General features: G+C 70.3%; 23 protein-coding genes. 10 read left to right on the top strand and 13 right to left on the bottom strand.

Annotated elements, in window-relative coordinates; translation table 11 throughout:
* Positions 1–5 precede the first annotated feature (5 nt).
* Entirely contained in the window at positions 6–686 is a 681-nt protein-coding gene (locus ACKOQ4_RS01750) for a sensor domain-containing protein (protein ID WP_526288217.1), read from the top strand.
* 1 nt (position 687) lies between these two features.
* Here the strand turns inward: ACKOQ4_RS01750 and ACKOQ4_RS01745 are convergent, their stop codons facing one another.
* Positions 688–873, bottom strand: coding sequence for a Rho termination factor N-terminal domain-containing protein (locus tag ACKOQ4_RS01745; protein WP_526288215.1), 186 nt, complete (start codon positions 871–873; stop codon positions 688–690).
* A 134-nt stretch (positions 874–1,007) separates the two neighbouring features.
* On the opposite strand from ACKOQ4_RS01745, the gene ACKOQ4_RS01740 reads away from it, so the two are divergent.
* Together ACKOQ4_RS01740 and ACKOQ4_RS01735 are read left to right on the top strand one after the other, a co-directional pair.
* Entirely contained in the window at positions 1,008–1,436 is a 429-nt protein-coding gene (locus ACKOQ4_RS01740) for an ATP-binding protein (RefSeq protein ID WP_526288213.1), read from the top strand.
* Between the two features lie 41 nt (positions 1,437–1,477).
* Complete coding sequence (locus tag ACKOQ4_RS01735) at positions 1,478–2,194, top strand: RNA polymerase sigma factor SigF (RefSeq protein WP_526288249.1); 717 nt, start codon at positions 1,478–1,480, stop codon at positions 2,192–2,194.
* On the opposite strand, the gene ACKOQ4_RS01730 is transcribed toward ACKOQ4_RS01735, so the two are convergent.
* From ACKOQ4_RS01730 to ACKOQ4_RS01695, 8 genes are all read right to left on the bottom strand, one after another.
* On the bottom strand, positions 2,150–2,356 hold the full coding sequence (locus ACKOQ4_RS01730; protein WP_526288211.1) for a hypothetical protein: 207 nt from the start codon (positions 2,354–2,356) through the stop codon (positions 2,150–2,152). The genes ACKOQ4_RS01735 and ACKOQ4_RS01730 overlap by 45 nt on opposite strands.
* 16 nt (positions 2,357–2,372) lie before the next feature.
* The gene (locus ACKOQ4_RS01725) at positions 2,373–4,154 is read right to left on the bottom strand and encodes an acetyl/propionyl/methylcrotonyl-CoA carboxylase subunit alpha (RefSeq protein WP_526288209.1); all 1,782 of its coding nucleotides are present in this window, start codon (positions 4,152–4,154) and stop codon (positions 2,373–2,375) included.
* 164 nt (positions 4,155–4,318) lie between these two features.
* The gene (locus ACKOQ4_RS01720; RefSeq protein WP_526288207.1) at positions 4,319–4,486 is read right to left on the bottom strand and encodes a hypothetical protein; all 168 of its coding nucleotides are present in this window, start codon (positions 4,484–4,486) and stop codon (positions 4,319–4,321) included.
* Positions 4,487–4,611: 125 nt separating this feature from the next.
* Positions 4,612–5,019 carry a SufE family protein gene (locus tag ACKOQ4_RS01715; protein ID WP_526288205.1) on the bottom strand — a complete coding sequence of 136 codons (408 nt, stop codon included), beginning with the start codon at positions 5,017–5,019 and terminating at the stop codon, positions 4,612–4,614.
* A 2-nt stretch (positions 5,020–5,021) separates the two neighbouring features.
* A complete protein-coding gene (locus ACKOQ4_RS01710) occupies positions 5,022–5,921 on the bottom strand; it encodes a sulfurtransferase (protein ID WP_526288203.1) in 900 nt (299 codons plus the stop codon).
* Positions 5,922–5,930: 9 nt separating this feature from the next.
* Positions 5,931–6,566 carry a Maf family protein gene (locus ACKOQ4_RS01705; protein WP_526288201.1) on the bottom strand — a complete coding sequence of 212 codons (636 nt, stop codon included), beginning with the start codon at positions 6,564–6,566 and terminating at the stop codon, positions 5,931–5,933.
* Between the two features lie 45 nt (positions 6,567–6,611).
* Positions 6,612–6,887, bottom strand: coding sequence for an acyl-CoA carboxylase epsilon subunit (locus tag ACKOQ4_RS01700; RefSeq protein WP_526288199.1), 276 nt, complete (start codon positions 6,885–6,887; stop codon positions 6,612–6,614).
* 12 nt (positions 6,888–6,899) lie between these two features.
* Positions 6,900–8,519: an acyl-CoA carboxylase subunit beta gene (locus tag ACKOQ4_RS01695; RefSeq protein ID WP_526288197.1), complete on the bottom strand. Its 1,620-nt coding sequence runs from the start codon at positions 8,517–8,519 to the stop codon at positions 6,900–6,902.
* A gap of 17 nt (positions 8,520–8,536) precedes the next feature.
* Here ACKOQ4_RS01695 and ACKOQ4_RS01690 point away from each other — a divergent pair, with 17 nt between their 5' ends.
* Entirely contained in the window at positions 8,537–8,701 is a 165-nt protein-coding gene (locus tag ACKOQ4_RS01690; RefSeq protein ID WP_526288195.1) for a hypothetical protein, read from the top strand.
* Positions 8,698–9,258 (top strand): disulfide bond formation protein B, encoded by a 561-nt coding sequence (locus tag ACKOQ4_RS01685; protein WP_526288193.1) that lies wholly within the window; start codon positions 8,698–8,700, stop codon positions 9,256–9,258. Before ACKOQ4_RS01690 ends, ACKOQ4_RS01685 begins: the two co-directional genes overlap by 4 nt.
* A 1-nt stretch (position 9,259) precedes the next feature.
* Here ACKOQ4_RS01685 and ACKOQ4_RS01680 read toward each other — a convergent pair whose 3' ends face one another.
* Positions 9,260–10,693, bottom strand: coding sequence for an aminotransferase class I/II-fold pyridoxal phosphate-dependent enzyme (locus ACKOQ4_RS01680; RefSeq protein WP_526288191.1), 1,434 nt, complete (start codon positions 10,691–10,693; stop codon positions 9,260–9,262).
* A 45-nt stretch (positions 10,694–10,738) separates the two neighbouring features.
* On the opposite strand from ACKOQ4_RS01680, the gene ACKOQ4_RS01675 reads away from it, so the two are divergent.
* Positions 10,739–11,257 carry a PH domain-containing protein gene (locus tag ACKOQ4_RS01675; protein ID WP_526288189.1) on the top strand — a complete coding sequence of 173 codons (519 nt, stop codon included), beginning with the start codon at positions 10,739–10,741 and terminating at the stop codon, positions 11,255–11,257.
* 25 nt (positions 11,258–11,282) lie between these two features.
* Here the strand turns inward: ACKOQ4_RS01675 and ACKOQ4_RS01670 are convergent, their stop codons facing one another.
* Positions 11,283–11,903: a GtrA family protein gene (locus ACKOQ4_RS01670; protein WP_526288187.1), complete on the bottom strand. Its 621-nt coding sequence runs from the start codon at positions 11,901–11,903 to the stop codon at positions 11,283–11,285.
* Between the two features lie 109 nt (positions 11,904–12,012).
* On the opposite strand from ACKOQ4_RS01670, the gene ACKOQ4_RS01665 reads away from it, so the two are divergent.
* Genes ACKOQ4_RS01665 through ACKOQ4_RS01655 form a run of 3 tightly spaced genes read left to right on the top strand, consistent with a single transcriptional unit; the run spans position 12,013 to position 14,910 of the window.
* Entirely contained in the window at positions 12,013–13,194 is a 1,182-nt protein-coding gene (locus ACKOQ4_RS01665) for a 5-(carboxyamino)imidazole ribonucleotide synthase (RefSeq protein WP_526288185.1), read from the top strand.
* On the top strand, positions 13,187–13,705 hold the full coding sequence (gene purE, locus ACKOQ4_RS01660) for a 5-(carboxyamino)imidazole ribonucleotide mutase (protein ID WP_526288183.1): 519 nt from the start codon (positions 13,187–13,189) through the stop codon (positions 13,703–13,705). The genes ACKOQ4_RS01665 and purE overlap by 8 nt, the downstream gene beginning before the upstream one ends.
* A 41-nt stretch (positions 13,706–13,746) precedes the next feature.
* On the top strand, positions 13,747–14,910 hold the full coding sequence (locus ACKOQ4_RS01655) for an acyl-CoA dehydrogenase (protein WP_526288181.1): 1,164 nt from the start codon (positions 13,747–13,749) through the stop codon (positions 14,908–14,910).
* Between the two features lie 9 nt (positions 14,911–14,919).
* Here the strand turns inward: ACKOQ4_RS01655 and ACKOQ4_RS01650 are convergent, their stop codons facing one another.
* Positions 14,920–15,738: a biotin--[acetyl-CoA-carboxylase] ligase gene (locus ACKOQ4_RS01650; protein WP_526288179.1), complete on the bottom strand. Its 819-nt coding sequence runs from the start codon at positions 15,736–15,738 to the stop codon at positions 14,920–14,922.
* Positions 15,739–15,795: 57 nt separating this feature from the next.
* On the opposite strand from ACKOQ4_RS01650, the gene ACKOQ4_RS01645 reads away from it, so the two are divergent.
* Entirely contained in the window at positions 15,796–16,431 is a 636-nt protein-coding gene (locus ACKOQ4_RS01645; protein WP_526288177.1) for a DUF5078 domain-containing protein, read from the top strand.
* Here the strand turns inward: ACKOQ4_RS01645 and ACKOQ4_RS01640 are convergent.
* Positions 16,428–17,171, bottom strand: coding sequence for a TIGR03089 family protein (locus ACKOQ4_RS01640; RefSeq protein ID WP_526288175.1), 744 nt, complete (start codon positions 17,169–17,171; stop codon positions 16,428–16,430). The genes ACKOQ4_RS01645 and ACKOQ4_RS01640 overlap by 4 nt on opposite strands.
* Positions 17,172–17,234 lie beyond the last annotated feature (63 nt).

Below are 17,234 nucleotides of genomic sequence, written 5' to 3'. Positions count from 1 at the left end.
GTGCCATGCGGCTGCGGGTCCTCCTGGGTGCGATGGTGCTACCGGTGGTGCTGGCCGGCTGCTCGCACACCGTGACCGGAGCCGCGAGTTTCAGCCCGGCCGAGGCCGTCGCCGGACTTCGCCCGGGCGACGCCGACCGGGTGCTGCCGGCCACCGCCGAACTCAGCGACACCGTCGGGGCCACACTCCAGCTCGACGCCGACCGCTCCCGGCCGATCATGGGAGCCTCGGCGGCGCCGGCCTGTTCCGCGCTCGACGCGGTCGGGATGTCGGCCTTCGTCGGCGACTCCTGGTCGAAGTTCCGCATGCTGCTCTTCACCGACGGTGACCGGCACGATCAGGTGCTGGCCGAGGCGGTGGCGGTCTACCCCGACGCGGGCGCGGCGGCGGCGTCGTTCGCCGCCGCGACCGGCGCCGCCCGGGCCTGCGACGGCCAGCGGGCGCTGGGTACCGGCGGTGACGCCGCCTGGAGCTTCACCGTCCCGGTGATCGACGCCGACGCGGTGCGCTGGCGCAAGCAGCAGCTCGGGATACCGATGGACTGGGTGTGCCACGGCGAGGCGCGTCTGCGCAACAACGCAGTCCTGCAGGTGATGGCCTGCCGCGGCGACGACTCGGGCCGGGCTACGGCCACCAGGCTGGCCGACCGGATGTCCGCCGCCGTGTGGGAGCTTTCCGACCGTTGATTCAGTGGTTGCGGATCAACCAGATGAGCTCTTCCTTGCTCAGGCCCGAATAGCCGGAGATGCCCAGTTGCCGGGCCCTCTTCTTGAGTTCGACGACGGTCCAGCCCTCGTAGGCGCACGACCGGCTGGGCCGGAAGGACGGGGAACCCGGCTCGTCTCGCCGGTCCCGCGCGGCGGTCTGTCGCATACCTTCTTCTTCCCGGCCCGATCGGGGGTGAAACCTCGATATGGTGTCCTCCTTCGGTGCTTTGACTTGCGGCGCGTTTACTTTCGGTGCGCCAGCGGGTATGCGTCCGCACCGTGATGATCCTGGGAGGCCGGATGACCGACAGCGGGAGCCGCCGCGGGGCGGGGCGGCGCAGCCCCGCCGCCGTCGAGTTCAGGGTGGCGGCCCTACTGGAGAACCTGGCGGTGCTTCGCACCCTGGTCGGGGCCGTCGGCACCTGCGCCGATCTCGACTTCGACGCTGTGGCCGACCTCCGGCTGGCGGTCGACGAAGCCTGCACCCGGCTGATCAGGTCGGCCACACCGGGCGCCACCCTGGTGGTGCTGGTCGATCCCCGCGACGACGCGATCGTGGTGGAAGCATCGACCAGCTGCGACACCGACGACGTCGTGCCCGAGGGCAGTTTCAGCTGGCATGTGCTCAGCTCGCTGACCGACGAGGTGCAGACCTTCCACCGCGACCACGACGATGATCCGGTTTTCGGCATCACCCTGACCACGAGGCGGGCGGTCGCCCGGCAGTGACGCTGAGAGCGGGGGACTCCGAGTACGCCGACGTTCCGGAGATGTTCCGTCAGCTGGCGACGCTGGAACCGGGTTCGCCGGAGTTCCGGCGCAGCCGCGACCGGATCGTCCAACGCTGCCTGCCGCTGGCCGACCACATCGCGCGCCGCTTCGAAGGCCGCGGCGAGAGCCGCGAGGACCTCGTCCAGGTGGCCCGGGTGGGTCTGGTGAACGCGGTGATCCGCTACGACGTCGACACCGGTTCGGAATTCCTGTCGTTCGCCGTGCCGACCATCATGGGTGAGGTTCGCCGCTACTTCCGAGACAACAGCTGGTCGCTCAAAGTGCCGCGACGCCTCAAGGAACTGCACCTGCGGCTCGGCGCGGCCACCGCGGAGCTCTCCCAGCGGCTCGGCCGCGCGCCCACCGCCTCGGAACTGGCGGCCGAACTCGGGATGGACCGCGACGAGGTGGTCGAGGGGCTGGTCGCGGGTAGCTCCTACAAGACGCTCTCGATCGACAGCACCGGTTCGGAGGACGTCCCGGCGATCCTTGACACCCTGGGAGCGGCCGACGCCGGTCTGGACCGCATCGAGAACCGGGAGGCGTTGCGCCCGTTGCTGTCGGAGTTGCCCGAGCGCGAGCGGACGGTGCTGATGCTGCGGTTCTTCGAGTCGATGACCCAGACCCAGATCGCCGAGCGGGTCGGGATCTCCCAGATGCACGTCTCCCGGCTACTGGCCAGGTCGCTCGCCCGGCTCCGCGACCAGTTGCAGTAGAAACCGCCCCACCGCCTCGGCGCCGGCGCCGGCCGCCGCGGCGTCCCCGGTCGCGGTGACCCGCGCACGGACCTCGCCGGTGACCGGTTCGCAGACCTCCCAGCTTCCCTCGCCGACCGCCTTGAGGTACCAGGCGCCGGCGTTGATGTCCGGGCAGCTCACGTGTGCTCGGGGAGCGCTACTTGATCTCGGCCAGGACGGTGCCCTGGGTGATCGCGGCACCGGCTTCCACGGCCAGGCCGGTGATGACGCCGTCCTTGTGCGCGGTCACCGGGTTCTCCATCTTCATCGCCTCCAGCACGACCACGAGTTCGCCGACGGCGACGGTCTGACCCTCCTCGACGGCGACCTTGACGACGGTGCCCTGCATGGGGGCGGTCACCGCGTCACCGGAGGCGGCCGACCCGAGTTGGGCGCCGCGCTTTCGCGGCTTGGGCTTCTTGCGGATCACTCCCGGCGCGGCCGCGCCGCCGCCGTTGCCCACCGCGAAATCACCGGGCAGCGACACCTCCAGCCGCCTGCCCGCCACCTCGACGACGACCGTCTGGCGCGGCTGCTCCTCCTCGGCGTCGACGGCGCCGCCGCCGGTGAACGGTTCGATCGTGTTGTCCCACTCGGTCTCGATCCAGCGGGTGTGCACGGTGAAGCCGTCGGCGTCGCCGACGAACGCCGGGTCACGCAGCACGGCCCGGTGGAACGGGATGACGGTGGCCAGACCCTCGACGTGGAACTCGTCGAGAGCCCGACGTGCCCGCTCGATGGCCTGGGCACGGTCGGCGCCGGTGACGATCAGCTTGGCCAGCATCGAGTCGAACTGTCCGCCGATCACCGACCCCGCCTCGACGCCGGAGTCCAGCCGCACGCCCGGGCCGCTGGGGGTGTCGTAGCGGTTCACCGGTCCGGGTGCGGGCAGGAAGCCGCGGCCGGCGTCCTCGCCGTTGATGCGGAACTCGATGGAATGGCCGCGCGGGGTGGGATCGGTTGTGATGGCGAGCGTTTCGCCGTTGGCGATGCGGAACTGCTCACGCACCAGATCCAGTCCGGAGGTCTCCTCGGTGACCGGGTGCTCCACCTGCAGGCGGGTGTTGACCTCGAGGAAAGAGATCAGACCGTCCTGGCCGACCAGGTACTCGACGGTGCCCGCGCCGTGATAGCCGGCCTCCTTGCAGATCCGCTTGGCCGACTCGTGGATCTCGGCGCGCTGGGCGTCGGTCAGGAATGGCGCCGGGGCCTCCTCGACCAGCTTCTGGAACCGGCGCTGCAGCGAGCAGTCGCGGGTGCCGGCGACCACGACGTTGCCGTGCTGGTCGGCGATCACCTGTGCCTCCACGTGGCGGGGCTTGTCCAGGTAGCGCTCGACGAAGCACTCGCCGCGGCCGAACGCGGCGACCGCCTCGCGGGTCGCCGACTCGAACAGCTCCGGAATCTCCTCGATCGTGCGGGCCACCTTCATCCCCCGCCCGCCGCCGCCGAAGGCGGCTTTGATGGCCACCGGTACGCCGTACTCGCGGGCGAAGGCGACCACCTCGTCGGCGTCCTTGACCGGGTCCGGCGTACCGGGCACCAGCGGCGCCTGGGCCCGCGCGGCGATGTGCCGGGCGGTGACCTTGTCGCCGAGGTCGCGGATGGCCTGCGGGCTCGGGCCGATCCAGATCAGGCCCGCGTCGATGACGGCCTGCGCGAAATCAGCGTTCTCGCTGAGAAACCCGTAGCCGGGGTGGATGGCGTCGGCGCCGGACTTGGCGGCGGCGTCGAGGATCTTGCCGAAATCCAGATAGGACTCCGCGGAGGTCTGTCCGCCCAGTGCGAATGCCTCGTCGGCGAGCCGCACATGCGGGGCGTCGGCGTCGGGCTCGGCGTAGACCGCGACACTCGCCAGGCCGGCGTCCTTGGCCGCTCGGATCACCCGGACCGCGATCTCTCCGCGGTTGGCGACGAGGACCTTGGAGATGGTGGGCACTGCGCCTCCTGTGGGGGACTCTAAGACGGCTCTGAAAATATAAGTTCGCAGGCAGTCTAGAGCGTGGTGCTCCGGCCGCATTTGCCGGACCGGCTCAAGGGATCGAACGCGTGTACGACGTTACGGGTGGTCCCCGGAAGGCGTGGACGGTTGTCCACGCCGCGCTATTCCTTGGGGCCGAAGTTATCCCGGTAGCGCTGGATCTCGTGCGGCTCGTCCATGTCGGATTGGATCGCGGCGCGGTCGTGCCGGATGGTCTTGCGCAGGGCGATCGTGATCAGCGCGACCAGGACAACCGCAGACGCGATGATGATGATCGGAGTCATGTTCATAGCGCCATCTTGGGTGCCGATCGGCCCTCACGCGGGCTTTTCGGGTGAATAGTCCGTGACGGCGGCCACAAGGACGCCGCCGGCGGGGCGAGACATGAAGCCCGGCAGGCGAACCCGCCGCACTTCTAGGTCCGCAGCCGTCGTTTGATCCGGGTCAGCATGGCTGACATGCCGCGCAGGCGCAGCGGGCTGATCAGCGCGGCCAGTCCCAGCTCGGCGTAGAAGTCGTCGGGTACCGCCAGGATTGCGTCGGCGGACTGGCCGTCCAGCCCGGTGGCCAGGATGGAGGCGAACCCGCGGGTGGTGGGAGCCTCGGCAGGTGCGCTGAAGTACAGCCGCACACGCGCCCGGTCGTCTGCGTCGACATGCAGGAACAGCGGGGACTGGCATTCCGGCACCGGCTCCATCGCGGCCTCGTTCAGCTCGTCGGGCAGGCCGGGAAGCTCGTCGGCGAACTCCAGCAGCAGCCTCAGTTTGTCCTGGCCGGCGACTTCGGCGAACTCAGACACCACCTCGGCCAGCGGCCCGGGCATGCTCACGGCATCTCGGGCAGCGAACCGGGCTGCTCGCCCGCCACCACCGGAACCCGCACGGTGTTGCCCCACTCGGTCCACGAGCCGTCGTAGTTGCGCACTCCGGGGATGCCGAGCAGGTAGGTCAGCACGAACCAGGTGTGGCTGGACCGCTCACCGATCCGGCAGTAGGCGATGGTGCCGGGGCCATCGGGCCTGACGAAGGAGTAGATCTCGTCGAGTTCGGCCCGGCTGCGGAAACGTCCCTGCTCGTCGGCCGCTTTCGCCCAGGGCACCGACACCGCCGTGGGGATGTGGCCCGCCCGCAGCGCACCCTCCTCCGGGTAGTCCGGCATGTGGGTGCGCTCGCCGGTGTACTCCTGCGGCGAGCGGACGTCGATCAGGGTCTGCTCGCCCAGGGCGGCCAGCACGTCGTCGCGGTAGGCCCGGATGGGTTTGTCGTTGCGCTTGACCACCGGGTAGCCGGTGGTGGTTCGCGTCGGCACGTCGAGGTTCGTATCGCGGCCCTCGGCCAGCCACTGGTCGCGGCCCCCGTTGAGCAGCCGCACGTCCGGGTGGCCGAACAGGGTGAACACCCACAGGGCGTAGGCGGCCCACCAGTTGCTCTTGTCGCCGTAGATCACCACGGTGTCGTCGCGGGAGATGCCCTTGCGGTTCATCAGGTCCGCGAACTGCTCGCCGTTGATGTAGTCGCGGACATGGGGGTCGTTGAGGTCGGTGTGCCAGTCGACCTTCACCGCGCCGGGGATGTGCCCGACGTCGTAGAGCAGGACGTCCTCGTCGGACTCCACCACCACCAGGCCCGGGGTGCCCAGATGCTCGGACAGCCAGTCACCGGTCACCAGCCGTTCCGGGTGTGCGTACTGCTGCAGGGCGGGGTTCGGATCCGGCGGTAAGGGCACCCGGCAAGCCTACCGATTAGCCCCCCACAGCTCACCGAGTTCCAGGCCCACCGATTCCAGCAGCCGCCGGGTGGCCGGCAGGCTCAGGCCGATGACGTTCGCCGGGTCCCCGTCGACGGAATCGACGAACCAGCCACCCAGCCCGTCGAGGGTGAAACCGCCCGCCACCCCCAGCGGTTCGCCGCTGGCGATGTACGCCCGCAGCTCATCGGCCGAGGGGACGCCGAAGCGCACCGTCGTCACGGCGGCCGTGCTCCCGGTGTGGGTGATCCGGGCGTCGGACATCCGGATCACGCAGTGGCCGGTGAACAACTCGCCGTCCCGCCCCGCCATCGAATTCCATTGCCGCAGAGCCTGTTCGGGTGTGCCGGGCTTGCCGCTCAACGTCCCGCCGACATAGAGCATGGAATCGCAGCCGATCACCACGCAGTCCGCGGAAACCCGGGTGTCCAGGGTCGCCGCCGCCGCCTCGGCCTTGGCCTCGGCCAGCGCGGTCACCACCCGGGCCGGGTCCGCGTCGGGGCCCAGCCGGTTCATCAGTGCGTCCTCGTCGACGCCGGACACCACGACCATCGGGTCGATCCCGGCGCTGCGCAACACCCGCAGCCGGCCGGCCGAGGCCGAGGCGAGAACGACGCGCGTCACCGGGCGTGGAGCCCGGTCATCGGCGGCGCCGGGCGTGGAGCCCGGTCATCGGCGTACGTGCGTCCGGTCCCTGAGCGTCACGAGTTGCCAGCTGGCGAAGCCGTAGCGCAGCCGGTCCACCGGGTGGCCCCACAGGTTGAGCTCCTGCGGGCCGGGGTGGCCGGGGGTGCCGCCCAGGGCGGCCAGCACGGTGACCGCCGCCGCCAGCTCCGCGTCGGTGGGATTGCCCTTGAGCACCCTGATTTCGGGCATCGCATGCTCGGGCTCGTCGATGGTCAGCTGGTGCGGATCGCTGACTTCGGTGATGTCCTCGTGCCTCACGGACCGGTCTCCTTAGAGGGGAATGTTCCCGTGCTTCTTGGGCGGGGTCTGAATGATCTTGCGCTCCAGCAGCCGCAGCGAGGTCGCGATGTAGCCACGGGTGTGCGACGGCGGGATGACCGCGTCGACGAACCCGCGCTCGGCGGCGATGTAGGGGTTGACCAGGGTATCCTCGTAGTCGCGCTGCAACTCCAGCCGCAGCTCCTCGACGTCCTCGCCGGCCTTGGCGGCATCGGTGAGCTGCTTGCGGTAGACGAAGCCGACCGCGCCGGAGGCGCCCATCACCGCGATCTGCGCGGTGGGCCAGGCCAGGTTGACGTCGCAGCCCATGTCCTTGGAGCCCATCACGCAGTAGGCGCCGCCGTAGGCCTTGCGGGTGATGACGGTGATCTTGGCGACGGTGGCCTCGCCGTAGGCGTAGAGCAGCTTCGCGCCGCGCCGGATGATGCCGTTGTACTCCTGCTCGGTGCCGGGCAGGAACCCCGGCACGTCGACGAGCATCACGATCGGGATGTTGAAGCAGTCGCAGGTGCGCACGAACCGGGCCGCCTTCTCCGAGGCGTTGATGTCCAGGCATCCGGCGAACTGGGTGGGCTGGTTGGCCACGATGCCGACCGGCCGCCCGTCGATGCGCCCGAATCCGACGACGATGTTCTGCGCGTACTCCGCCTGGATCTCCAGGAACTCGTCGTCGTCGAGGATCCGGGTGATCACCTCATGCATGTCGTAGGGCTGGTTGGGCGAATCCGGGATCAGCGTGTCCAGTTCGAGGTCCTCGTCGGTCAGGTTGTCCTCGATCGCGCCCGGATGCGGCGGGGCGGGGAAGCGCGGCGGCTCGGCGTAGTTGTTCGGCGGCAGGAAACTGAGCAGGTCGCGGACGAAGTCGAAGGCGTCCTGCTCGCCGGAGGCGACGTAGTGCGCGGTTCCCGACTTGGCCATGTGGGTGTGGGCGCCGCCGAGCTCCTCCATGGTGACGTCCTCGCCGGTGACGGTCTTGATCACGTCCGGGCCGGTGATGAACATCTGGCTGGTCTGGTCGACCATGATGACGAAGTCGGTCAGCGCGGGGGAGTAGACGTGGCCGCCGGCGGCCGCGCCCATGATCAGTGAGATCTGCGGGATCACCCCGGAGGCCTTGATGTTGTTGTGGAAGATCCGGCTGTACAGGCCGAGGGAGACCACACCCTCCTGGATGCGCGCGCCGGCGCCGTCGTTGATGCCGATCAGCGGACGTCCGGTCTTGATGGCCAGATCCTGGACCTTCACGATCTTCTCGCCGTACACCTCGCCGAGGCTGCCGCCGAACACCGTGGCGTCCTGGCTGAAGATGCACACCTCACGGCCGTCGATGGTGCCGTAGCCGGTCACCACGCCGTCGCCGACCGGGCGGTTCTCCTGCAGGTTGAAGGTGGTGGCGCGGTGGCGCGCCAGCGCGTCGAGTTCGACGAAGGAGTCCTCGTCGAGCAGGGCCAGGATCCGTTCCCGGGCCGTGAGCTTCCCCCTGCCGTGGGTCTTCTCGACGGCGGCTTCACCGACCGGGTGCAACGTCTCCTCGGCGCGGCGGCGCAGGTCGGCCAGTTTGCCGGCCGTGGTGTGGATATCCGCGTGGGCGTCGGACTCGGTGGTCGTCATGGGTGACGATGGTAGCCGTGACACTCTGGTTGTTGGCGCTGGCGTTCCTGCTGATGTGCGGCTGTCTGGCCGCGGCGTTGCGGCGGGTCGGCCGGACCTGGATCGCCGCGGTCGTCTGCGTAGCCCTGACACTGCTCATCTACGTCCTGCTCTCCGACGTCGGGATAGGGGTCAGCCTGTGAGCACTCCCGCAGCCGGGGCGCGGCGGCCGATCGTGGTCGCCAGGGTCCTGAACACGGCCGGGATTCTGGCGATCGCCGCGGTACTGGGCTCCTCGCTGTACTACCAGTTCGTCGTGGGCGACCAGCCGTGCAAGCTGTGTCAGCTGCAGCGGGTGTGCATGATCGGCGTTGCGCTGGGCGCGGTGCTGAATCTGACGCTGGGGATGCGGGTCAGGCACTACGCGGTGTCGGTCATGTTCGCGGTCTCAGGTGCGCTGGCGGCCTTCCGGCACATCCTGATCAACGCCTGCCCCTATCCGGGGGAGCCGCCCGGCTTCGGACCGGCCGTCCTCGGATTACACACCTACACATGGGCTTTCGTGGTTTTCGGGACCGCGATCTTCGCCTGCGCGGCCGTCCTGATGTGGGACGCCGGAACCAGTGATACCGACTCGGGCTGTCTCGGCACCGGGCACTGGACGAGGCCGGTGGCGATGTTCGCCGTCGGACTGATCGCGCTGATCTGTGTGGTCATGACGATCTCCGCGTTTCAGATCGCGGTCACCGGGGGCCACTGAATCAGGCACTGAGTTCGCGTACGACCAGCACCGAGTTGAGCGTCGGATCCCCGCAGTAGGCCATCCGGGTCCCGCTCGCCGCCTCGGCCTGCAGCGCGGCCAGCACCTCGGCGCGGATCCGCTCGCCGGGCGCCAGCGCCGGGACCCCGGGCGGGTAGGGGGCCGCGGTCTCAGCGGCGATCCGGCCCACCGCCTCGGCGGCAGGCACCCGCTCGCGGTCGGCGAAGAAGGCGTCGCGCGGGGTCATCGCGGTGTCGGGCTCCAGCGTCCAGGAGGTGATCGGGACCACCGGCCGGGGCTGCCCGCGGTGTTCCTCGATCGCGGCGGTAACCTCGGTGACCAGATAGTCGACGCTGTCGGGGGTGTCGGCCAGCGTGATCACCGGGCAGAACGTGTCGCGGTCGGAGAACTCCAGACGAAGCCCGCGTCGCTCCAGGGCGTCGGCCGCCTCCTGCCCGTCGGCCCCGGTGCCGGTCAGCGTCAGGACGATCTTGGTCGGGTCGTGCATCAGCAGCGCCGGCGAACGGTCGGCGATCTCGGTGCCGACCACCCCGAGGCCGGGCACCTGCCCGAAGCGCTCGCGCGCCCCGGCGGCCAGGGTGATGGCCTGGCCGAGCAGCTCCTTCCCGCGTTCGGCGAGCAGTTCGCGGGTGTAGTCGATGCTGGCGAAGATCGACCCGGACGGGCTGGTGGTGTGCAGTCCCTCGAACGCCGCATAGAGCAGTTCGAGGTCGATGCGCTCGCCCCGGGCAAGCACCATCGACGACTGGGTGAAGCCGGTCACGTGCTTGTGGATGCTCGTCACGAGGATGTCCGCACCGGCCGCGATGGCGTGCGGCGGCAGATCCGGGTGAAACCCGAGATGCGCGCCCCAGGCGGCGTCGACGGCCAGCGGAATGCCGTGCGCGTGGGCGAGTTCGGCGTGCGCTGCGACGTCTGAGATCCCTCCGACGTAGCTCGGCTCGACCAGAATCACCGCCTTGGCGTCGGGGTGAGCCTCAAGCGCCGCGGCGACCCGGGACACCGGCATCCCCGCGGTCAGGCCGGTGTGGGGGTCGATGTCGGGACGCACCCACACCGGGACCAGGCCGGCGAGCACCAGTCCGAAGAACAGCGACTTGTGGATGGTGCGGGCCACCACGACTTTGTCGCCGGGCTTGCCGACGGTCAGGCAGATGGCCTCGTTGCCGTGCGTCGAACCCTGCACCGAGAACCCGCACCAGTCCGCGCCCCACAGCTCTGCGGCCAGGCGCTCGGCGGCGGCCAGCCGCCGGGTCGACACCCGGCGGTTCTCCACGCCCAGGTAGTGCGGCACGTCCAAAGCCAGGAACTCGTCGACCAGCTCGGGGTTGCGTTTGTGCCCGGGTGTGCAGAACGGCGTCCCGGGATCGGCGAGGTACCTCTTGAATGCGTCATGGAGCGGGGTATCGCCCATTGCGGGTCCTTGCATATTCCGGTGCGGGTGACGTAGGAGTTCATCATGGGCTATCCCGACAGCGCTTTGGCGTCAGATGAGCAAGTTGTGCTGCACCGGCACCCGCATTGGAAGCGGCTCGTCGGTCCGGTGCTGGCCCTTCTGGTCACCACGGCACTGGCCTCGTTCGCCGCCGCGGTGGTCAGTCGCACCGACTGGGAGCCGCACATCCGCCAGGGGGTGTCGGCCGGGATCGCGGCGAGCTGGCTGCTGCTTGTCCTCTGGCTGACGCTGAGGCCGTTCCTGGCCTGGAAGGCAACGCATTTCGTGCTGACCGACCGTCGGGTGATGTACCGCCACGGGGTGCTCACCAAGGCCGGCATCGACATTCCGCTGGCCCGGATCAACAGCGTGGAGTTCCGGCGCGGCCTGTTCGACCGGTTGGCGCGAACCGGAACCCTGGTCATCGAGTCGGCCTCGCAGGACCCGCTGGAGTTTCGCGACATCCCGCAGGTGGAGTACGTGCACTCGCTGCTCTATCACGAGGTGGTCGATCACGAGGTGTTCGACGACCGGGAGTCCTAGGGGTTGGGCTCGTCGGCGACCGGGGTCAGGCCGCCGGCGGCGTCCGCCGCAGCGACGTAACCAGCCTGCGGCGCTTGTCGCGGGCCTCGATCTCGTCCTCGAGCGCCTCGGCGATGCCACCCGTGGTGAGAGCCTCCAGCGCCCGGTCGGGCCCGGCCGCGACCATCTCGTCGGGGAACACCCAGCGCCGGAACGCCCAGAACCGGAAGGCCATCTGCAGCAGGTTGCCGATCAGGTAGGCCGACAGGAAGTCGGCGACGTTCTCCACGGCCAGCGAGACGTTCGGGACCTGAAGGTCGAGCACGTAGCGGGACATCCACAACGGGAGCATCGCCAGCACGACGCCGACGCCGCTGACGCCGAAGAACAGCAGTGCCTCATGGTGGCGTTCGCGGCCGCCGCGGTCGCGGAAGCTCCATTCCCGGTTGAGGATGTAGGAGGCGATCACCGCCACGATCCCGGCGATCACCTTGGCCGTCACCGGCTTGGGCTCCAGGACCGTCAGCTTGAGCGTGTAGAAGATCGCCGAGTCGATGACGAATGTGGTGGCGCCGACGATCGCGAACTTGATCAGCTCGTGATGCCGCTCGGCGAAGGGCCGGATCGGCCCGGGCAGCCGGGCGATCGTGGCGTCAGCGAATGACATAAGGGCAAATTCTACGGAAATCCGTGCAGGCTGCGTAGCGTCGCAGGTCACCGCCGGTAAGGCCGAGCTACGACCAACCTGCCGCCATGTCTCGTGCCACCATGTCTGTGTGCCTAGCGGACCCGTGGTTGCGATGGTGGGCGGCGGGCAGCTGGCCCGGATGACCCACCAGGCCGCGATTCCGCTGGGCCAGACCCTGCGGGTGCTGGCGGTCAGCGCGGACGACCCGGCCGCACAGGTCAGCCCGGACGTGGTGATCGGCTCCCACACCGACCTCGACGCGCTGCGGCGGGCCGCAACCGGCGCCACCGCGCTGACCTTCGACCACGAGCACGTCCCCACCGAGTTGCTGCACACGCTGGTCGCCGAGGGGGTGACGGTGCTGCCGCCGCCGGAGGCGCTGGTGTACGCCCAGGACAAGCTGGCGATGCGCCGCCGGCTCTCCGGCCTGGGGGTGCCGGTGCCGCGTTTCGCCGAGGTGTCCTCGGTGGACGACGTCGACGCGTTCGCCGCCCGGGTGGGCGGGGCGGTCGTGGTCAAGACGGTGCGCGGCGGCTACGACGGCCGCGGGGTGGTGCTCGCCGACGACGTCGCCGCGGCGCGGGATGCCGTCGCCGGGTACCTCGCCGACGGGGTGGCGGTACTGCTCGAGGAGCGGGTGGCGATGCGCCGCGAACTGGCGGTGCTGGTGGCCCGCTCCCCGTTCGGCCAGGGCGCGGCCTGGCCGGTGGTGGAAACGGTTCAGCGGCAGGGTATTTGCGTCACCGTGCTGGCCCCCGCTCCGGACCTGTCCGGGGAGCCGGCCGCCGAGGCGGAACGGCTCGGACTCCGGATCGCCGACGAGCTGGGCGTGGTCGGGGTGCTCGCAGTGGAGCTGTTCGAGACCGCCGGGGGCGCACTGGTGGTCAACGAACTGGCCATGCGGCCGCACAACTCCGGGCACTGGACCATGAACGGTTCGGTCACCGGGCAGTTCGAGCAGCACCTGCGCGCGGTGCTGGACTACCCGCTCGGCGATACCCGGGCGATCGCGCCGGTCACCGTGATGGCCAACGTGCTCGGTGCGCGGCAGGCTCCGGCGATGGGCATGGACGAGCGGTTGCACCACCTCTTCGGCCGGATACCCGAGGCGCACGTGCACCTCTACGGCAAGCAGGAACGCCCGGGCCGCAAGATCGGCCACGTCAACGTGCTCGGCGATGATCTGGAGTCGGTGCGTGAGCGGGCCGAACGGGCGGCACACTGGTTGTCGCACGCGGCATGGACAGACGGGTGGAAAACGCATGACTGAGCTTGCGCCGGCTGAGCCCAGGGTGGGCGTCATCATGGGCAGCGACAGCGACTGGCCGGTGATGTCGGCCGCCGCCGAGGCGCTGGCCGAGTTCGACGTGCCCTTCGAGGTGGGCGTGGTCTCCGCGCACCGGACGCCCGGGCGGATGCTGCAGTACGCCGGCGACGCGGCCGGCCGCGGCATCGAGGTGATCATCGCCGGCGCCGGGGGCGCGGCGCACCTGCCGGGAATGGTGGCCTCGGCCACACCGCTGCCGGTGATCGGTGTCCCGGTTCCACTCGCGGGTCTGGACGGGATGGACTCCCTGCTGTCGATCGTGCAGATGCCGGCCGGGGTCCCGGTGGCGACGGTGTCCATCGGCGGGGCCCGCAACGCCGGCCTGCTGGCCGTGCGGATCCTCGGGTCGTCGGATCCGGCGCTGCGGACCCGGATGCGGCATTTCCAGGCCGACCTGGAGGCCCAGGTCCTGACCAAGGACCGGGCGCTTCGCCGGCGATTACTGGGTGAGTGAGCGAACAAGTAAAGTCACCTGCGAGTGGTGAGGAGACCGACATGGCTTGGACCGGCGATTCGTCGTTCGATGTTTTCCAGTTGCCCGAGGAGCATCAGGAACTGCGCGCGGCGATCCGCGCGCTGGCCGAGAAGGAGATCGCCCCGTACGCGGCCGCGGTCGACGAGGACGCTCGCTTCCCGCAGGAGGCCCTAGACGCCCTGACCGCCTCGGGGTTCAACGCGGTGCACGTGCCCGAGGAGTTCGGCGGACAGGGCGCGGACTCGGTGGCGGCCTGCATCGTCATCGAGGAGGTCGCCCGCGTCGACGGCTCGGCCTCGCTGATTCCCGCGGTGAACAAGCTGGGCACCATGGGTCTGATCCTGCGCGGCTCCGACGAGCTGAAGAAGAAGGTGCTGCCCGAGATCGCCGACGGCAAGATGGCCTCCTACGCGCTGTCCGAGCGCGAAGCCGGCAGCGACGCCGCGTCCATGCGCACCCGCGCCAAGGCCGACGGCGACGACTGGATCCTCAACGGCTCCAAGTGCTGGATCACCAACGGCGGCAAGTCGGCCTGGTACACCGTGATGGCGGTCAACGACCCGGACAAAGGCGCCAACGGCATCTCGGCGTTCATGGTTCACGAGGACGACGAGGGCTTCACCGTCGGGCCCAAGGAGCGCAAGCTGGGCATCAAGGGCTCGCCGACCACCGAGCTGTACTTCGAGAACTGCCGGATCCCCGGCGACCGGATCATCGGAGAGCCGGGCACCGGGTTCAAGACCGCGCTGGCCACCCTCGATCACACCCGGCCCACCATCGGCGCCCAGGCTGTCGGCCTCGCCCAGGGTGCGCTGGACGCCGCGATCGCCTACACCAAGGACCGCAAGCAGTTCGGCCGGCCGGTCGCCGACAACCAGGGAGTGCAGTTCATGCTCGCCGACATGGCGATGAAGGTGGAGGCCGCCCGGCTGATGGTCTACTCCGCCGCGGCCCGCGCCGAGCGCGGCGAGGGCGATCTGGGATTCATCTCCGCGGCCTCGAAGTGCTTCGCCTCCGACGTCGCGATGGAGGTGACCACCGACGCCGTCCAGCTCTTCGGCGGCGCCGGCTACACCGTCGACTTCCCGGTCGAGCGGATGATGCGCGACGCCAAGATCACCCAGATCTACGAGGGCACCAACCAGATTCAGCGCGTGGTGATGTCACGCGCGCTGCTGCGCTGACCGCCGCGGTCAGTCCTGCGCGTCGAGCAGGTGGGTGATGTCGCCGGCCGACACCGCCACGCTCTGCGCCCCGGTGTCGATGTGCAGCTGGCCGAGTTCGTCGAGATCGGTTGCCGTTCCGGTGATCTCGCGATCGCCGGGTAGCGTGGCCCGCACCCGCCTGCCCAGCGTGACGCTGCGGCGGCGGTAGTCGGCGACCAGTCCGTGGTCCGGACCGCCGGCGGCCCGCCAGCGGTCGACGCGGGCGGAGAGTTCGGCCAGGATGGCGCCCAGCAGCGCGGTTCGGTCCAGCATGGTCGAACCGAGCATCAGCAGCGAGGTGGCCCGCTCGTCCGGCGCCTCGGCGGCGGTCATCGTCACGTTGACGCCCAGGCCCACCACGATCACCGGGTCCGGAGCGGCCACCTCGGCGAGAATCCCGCCCAGCTTGGAGTTTCCGACCAGCAGGTCGTTGGGCCACTTGAGCGCTGGTTCGATTCCGGTGGTGGCGGCCACCGCGTCGGCCGCGGCGACCCCGGTCAGCAAGGGCAGCCAGCCCCAGCCGGCGGGTGGCACCCCGGCGGCGTCGACGCCCACCGACAGCGCGACCTGCGTCCGGGGCGGGGTGGACCAGCCGCGGCCCAGCCGGCCCCGGCCGGCGCTCTGGTGCTCGGCGACCAGGACCGCTCCGCCGACATCCTCGCCGGCGGCGTGCCGGGCCAACAGGTCGGCGTTGGTGGAGCCGGTGGTCTCGACCAGGTCGATGCGGCGCAGTGCGCGGCCGGGTCCGGCCAGGTCACGGCGGATTCCGGCGATGTCCAGCGGCGGGTGTTGCGGCGGCGGGGTCATGCCGTGAGCCTATGGGCGTTTTTGACGAAACCGGCGGCTGGGATAGGTTCAGGCCCCATGACTACTCTTCGTTCGCTTCGCGGCGCCGCCGCGCTGGCCGGTGCCGTCGCCGTCCTGGGCTTCCCGGGGATCGCCGCAGCCGATGACCCCGATGCCGTTCCGCAGGCCATGCTGGACACCAATTGCACGCTGGATCAGCTGATGGCCGCCACCAAGGTCGTCGACCCGATCACCTACGGCGGGATCATCGAGAAGTACAACACCGAGCCGCCGTGGGTCCAGGGCGAGATCGTCAAGCACATGAACCTGCTGCTGGCCAAGACCCCGGATCAGCGGCAGGCCGAGGTCGACGAGCTGGCCAACATCTTCCCGGCCTACGTCGGGCTGTTCCGCACCGCCGAGCCGACTGCCAACGACGTCGCGGCCAAGTGCCCGACCTACCCGGCGCAGGACCCCGCGGTGTGGAACGCGGCCGCTCCCGCCCCGGCCCCGGTCGAGCCGGCTCCGGTCGCGCCGGCCTCGGTTGAGGCGCCCGCGGCGCCCGCGACGGCCGAGCCGGCGTCGGTCGCCGCCCCGGATGCCCCGGCCGCCCCGGCGGTGGATGCCCCGGCGGCTCCGGCCGCTCCCGCTGTGGATGCTCCGGCCGCTCCGGCTCCGACTGCGGCTCCGGCGGCCTCCGCGCCCGCCGCTTAGTCCAGCGTCCGGGTGACCTTCTCGGTCACCCGGCGCCGATCCAGCACCGAGGGGTCTGGATTGGCGAGCTGGACCAGCGACGCGCCTGCGGCCAGGACCGCCAGCAGGTTGTCGGTGAGTTCGCCCGGGTCCGACCAGCTCCGGTCCGACATGACCCGGTCGGCGGCCGTCAGGCCCTGGCGCCGGGCACTGAGCCGGGCCGCCTCGAGCACCTCGTCGACCGATCGGCCCTGCAGCGCCGGTCCCGGATCCGGCGCGGGCACGACCTGGTCGCCGTGCACCCGCACCGCGGTGGCGTAGTCGGTTACGCCGACCGGAAGATCGCTTACCGGCTTGCCGAACGGGTCCAGTGACAGAACCGCGACCTCCCCGCCGGACACCGCCTCGTCGGCTTCGGCCAGCCGGTCGGCCGTGCACAGCGCGAGATCCGCGGACGTCCCGGGCGGGTCGCTCAGCGCCACCTGCGCGCCGATCCACCACACCCCCAGCAGCACCGCCGCGGTCTGCCAGTGCGCCGGGAGCAGCACCAGCACCCGGCTGGAAGCCCCGGCGCCCAACTCCTCGCGCAACAGGTTGGCTGTCTTGGCCGCCCAGTTCGCCAGCGTCACGGTGGACAGTTCGATGCGTTCGCCGGTCGCGTCGTCGTAGTAGGTGATGCGCGGGCCCATCCGGTCGGCAGCCGAGCCGGCGGACAGCAGCGGGTCCAGCAGCGCGTCGGTCAGGGTCGTCAATTGACGCACTTGGGATCGTCGGATCCCGCCGTGATCACCGGCGACGGCGGCGGCGCGCCGTCGGGGGCCGCC

This window comes from Mycobacterium sp. (genome assembly GCF_046095365.1).
Lineage (GTDB): Bacteria > Actinomycetota > Actinomycetes > Mycobacteriales > Mycobacteriaceae > Mycobacterium.
This window is presented reverse-complemented; position numbering and strand designations above follow the sequence as displayed.

What these genes read in the sequence shown, in the direction of transcription:
- ACKOQ4_RS01715 (WP_526288205.1), bottom strand. Translation starts at nt 5,019, where the DNA reads ATGCCCGGGCCGCTGGCCGAGGTGGTGTCTGAGTTCGCCGAAGTCGCC.
- ACKOQ4_RS01745 (WP_526288215.1), bottom strand. Translation starts at nt 873, where the DNA reads ATGCGACAGACCGCCGCGCGGGACCGGCGAGACGAGCCGGGTTCCCCG.
- ACKOQ4_RS01645 (WP_526288177.1), top strand. Translation starts at nt 15,796, where the DNA reads ATGACTACTCTTCGTTCGCTTCGCGGCGCCGCCGCGCTGGCCGGTGCC.
- ACKOQ4_RS01735 (WP_526288249.1), top strand. Translation starts at nt 1,478, where the DNA reads ATGTTCCGTCAGCTGGCGACGCTGGAACCGGGTTCGCCGGAGTTCCGG.
- purE (WP_526288183.1), top strand. Translation starts at nt 13,187, where the DNA reads ATGACTGAGCTTGCGCCGGCTGAGCCCAGGGTGGGCGTCATCATGGGC.
- ACKOQ4_RS01650 (WP_526288179.1), bottom strand. Translation starts at nt 15,738, where the DNA reads ATGACCCCGCCGCCGCAACACCCGCCGCTGGACATCGCCGGAATCCGC.
- ACKOQ4_RS01720 (WP_526288207.1), bottom strand. Translation starts at nt 4,486, where the DNA reads ATGAACATGACTCCGATCATCATCATCGCGTCTGCGGTTGTCCTGGTC.
- ACKOQ4_RS01655 (WP_526288181.1), top strand. Translation starts at nt 13,747, where the DNA reads ATGGCTTGGACCGGCGATTCGTCGTTCGATGTTTTCCAGTTGCCCGAG.
- ACKOQ4_RS01675 (WP_526288189.1), top strand. Translation starts at nt 10,739, where the DNA reads ATGGGCTATCCCGACAGCGCTTTGGCGTCAGATGAGCAAGTTGTGCTG.
- ACKOQ4_RS01670 (WP_526288187.1), bottom strand. Translation starts at nt 11,903, where the DNA reads ATGTCATTCGCTGACGCCACGATCGCCCGGCTGCCCGGGCCGATCCGG.
- ACKOQ4_RS01695 (WP_526288197.1), bottom strand. Translation starts at nt 8,519, where the DNA reads ATGACGACCACCGAGTCCGACGCCCACGCGGATATCCACACCACGGCC.
- ACKOQ4_RS01750 (WP_526288217.1), top strand. Translation starts at nt 6, where the DNA reads ATGCGGCTGCGGGTCCTCCTGGGTGCGATGGTGCTACCGGTGGTGCTG.
- ACKOQ4_RS01740 (WP_526288213.1), top strand. Translation starts at nt 1,008, where the DNA reads ATGACCGACAGCGGGAGCCGCCGCGGGGCGGGGCGGCGCAGCCCCGCC.
- ACKOQ4_RS01680 (WP_526288191.1), bottom strand. Translation starts at nt 10,693, where the DNA reads ATGGGCGATACCCCGCTCCATGACGCATTCAAGAGGTACCTCGCCGAT.